The following is a 2,601-nucleotide window of genomic DNA, read 5'->3' as shown; positions in this document are numbered from 1 at the left end:
GGCGGCGGCCAGCAGCCGGGCCGCGAGCGTCAGCCGTCTGGCCAACCACGGCGCGGAGGGGGTGCCGTCCGCGCGGCGGACACCGTGCTGGAGCACGGACACCAGGAGATCGACGGCCAGGTGGGCGCACTCGGGGCGCTCCGCCAGCCTGGCGAACACGAGGTCGACCTGCTCACGGACCACCGCGTCGTCCTCGTCGCAGGCACGGCGGAGCCGGGCCAGGAGCGCCACCGCCTCGGCCAGCCGGTGGTAGGCGGTGTCCGCCCGGGGGTGGGTGATCGTCGCGACACCGTGCTCCGGACCGGGAACCAACGCGAGCAGCCGGGTGACGACCTCGCCGAGGCGCTCCCGGCCCCGCCCCCGCAGCACCGTCTCGGTCAACGCGCCCACCGTGCGCCGCCAGGGAAAGCCCGGATCGCACGCGCGCTCGACGATCCCGTCGAGCGCGTCCTCCCACCACGGCGCCCACCGGTCCGCCCTGCGGAGCACCCGCGGGCTCTGCCGCTCCAGCGGGGGAAGGGAGGCGACCACCGCCGCCATCCGGGCCCGCTGGTCCCGGGGGCACGTGAGGGGGTCGGCACCGAGCACGGCGGCCTGCGCCTCCTCGTCGGTGAAGCCGGGGGCGTGCTCGGCCAGGGCGGCCGGTGCGGCCGGGTGGTCGCAGGCACGCATGAGGGCGCCCGCGACCGAGGCGCGCACGTCCCGGTGCAGGCCGTCGACGCCGAGCACCCGCGCCAGCGCCTCGACCGCGCCCGGTGGACGGTGGTGTTCGAGCAGGCGGGCGGCGGTCTTGCGCACGGTCACCTTGGTCGGGCCGTCCAGAGCGCCGATGAGGATCGGCCCCAGGCGTGAGGGCGCCACCCGCGCGGCGCACCGCGACAGCGCGGGTCCGGCCGCCCTGGACTGGGGGCCGCCACCGTGGGCCAGGATCGTCCCCAACGCGCGTTCGGGCTCGTCGCAGCCGCCGAGCGCGCCCAGGGCGGCCTCGCGCGGCACGATGTCGTCGCCGTCCAGGAAGGGAGCGAGCCGGTCGACGGCCCCCGGGAGGCGGCCGAGCTGGCGGATAGCGGCCTCCCGGTCGTCGGGGTCGCCCCCGGGGTCGGCGGCGACCCCCGCCAGATGCTCACCGATCCACTGACGCGCCTCATCCGGCCAGTTCCGGGCGAGGGCACCGGTGACCTCCGGAACCCACGCCCGCCCGTCGTCCGGGCGGGGCGGCCCCGCCGTGGCCAGGCGCCGGACCGTCCGTCCGGGGGGCACCGTGCGGACGAGCAGCCGCCACACGGCGGGAACGGCCACGGACTCGGGGTACTGGGCGAAGAGCTCGTAGGCGTGGGATCGGCGTCCGGCCAGGTACAGCCGGGCGGAACGGTCCGCGTCCCGCGAGGCGGGGTCGTGCAGGAGCACACCGGCCAGGCGGCGCCGGAACGCATCGCCCAGGTGAACCGCCCTGCCGCCCAGTTCCTCCACCAGCCGGGCCAGGACCGCGTGGTCGCCGCGGTCGCGTGCCGCGTCCAGGTACGGGACGAGCCGCCGGTACAGGCCGTGTTCACAACCCGGCGGCAGAACCTGGTCGAGGTGGAGCTCCGGCTGGGCGCGTGGGGCGCCGCGGTAACGGCGTGCCCACCAGGGCGTCCCGTGCCGCGGCCGGTCGGGGTCGCCGAACCCGTCGGGGCCGAACGCCTCGGCCAGCCGTGCGTACACCTCCACGCCCCAGCGCCGGACCGCGCCCTCGGCGGAGGTGTCCGGATGCCGCAGCAACCGCGCGGCCAGGTCGCGCAGCGCCCGCCGGGTGTCCGCGGAGGTGTCGCGGGCCGTCACGGTGTGGTCGAGGAGCTGGTCGAGGACGTCCGTGGCGGGGGTTCCCGCACCGCCGTGCCGGGGCTCCCCGTGCGCGGATCCTCCGGGCCCCGCCCCGGCACGGACCGAGACGTCCGCGTCCAGGAGCCCGGCCGCCCGGGCCAGCGGCACGGGACGCACCCGGCACAGCGCCCGCAACAGGTCCCGCCGCACGGGGTCGCGTTCGGCGCGCAGCCGCGTGACGCGTTCGGTGAGCACGCCGCGCAGCGGGTCGGCCTCGCCCGTCCTCGCCGTGGCCGCCACGAGCGCGGCCAGGCCCCGGGCCCGCCGCCCGGCGTCACCGCAGGAGGCCGCCAGGGACAGCTCGTCGACCACCTCGTCGTGGGGAAGGAACGCGAGCACGTCCAGGTCCGCGTGGGGGTCGGTGCCCCGGGGGGCCTCGGCCCGGAGCCGCCTGACCCGCTCCAGCAGGTCACGGGCCTCGGTCTCCACCAGCTCCGGAGGAAGCAGGTCGAGGTAGAACGCGGCTCCCGCGCCGAACCTCGCGGTCCGGGGCCGCACGGCGCGCTCCAGGTACTCGCGCCGCACGGACCAGGGCATCGCCCGCAGGACGCGCCCGGCCGTGTCCGGGGCGTACGTCATGAGCCTGCGGAGGGACCGGATGTTGCGGCTCCCGTCGGGAAGCAGCGGGTAGGGGGCCGGATAGTGCCAACGGTCCCCTTCGGCGTGGATCAGCCGGCTCGCGTGCGCGAACCCGAGGTGGCGGGGGTCGGACGGCCGCACCAGTTCCGCGACGGCCTC

General features: G+C 77.6%; 1 protein-coding gene. It reads right to left on the bottom strand.

Annotated elements, in window-relative coordinates; all coding sequences use genetic code 11:
* On the bottom strand, positions 1-2,601 hold a 2,601-nt coding region (locus D471_RS39970), incomplete at both ends, for a hypothetical protein (protein WP_017597294.1).

This window comes from Nocardiopsis lucentensis DSM 44048 (genome assembly GCF_000341125.1).
In the GTDB taxonomy this organism is placed as follows: domain Bacteria; phylum Actinomycetota; class Actinomycetes; order Streptosporangiales; family Streptosporangiaceae; genus Nocardiopsis; species Nocardiopsis lucentensis.
Note: the sequence above shows the minus strand (reverse complement) of the source record. Positions and strands in the feature narration are given on the sequence as shown.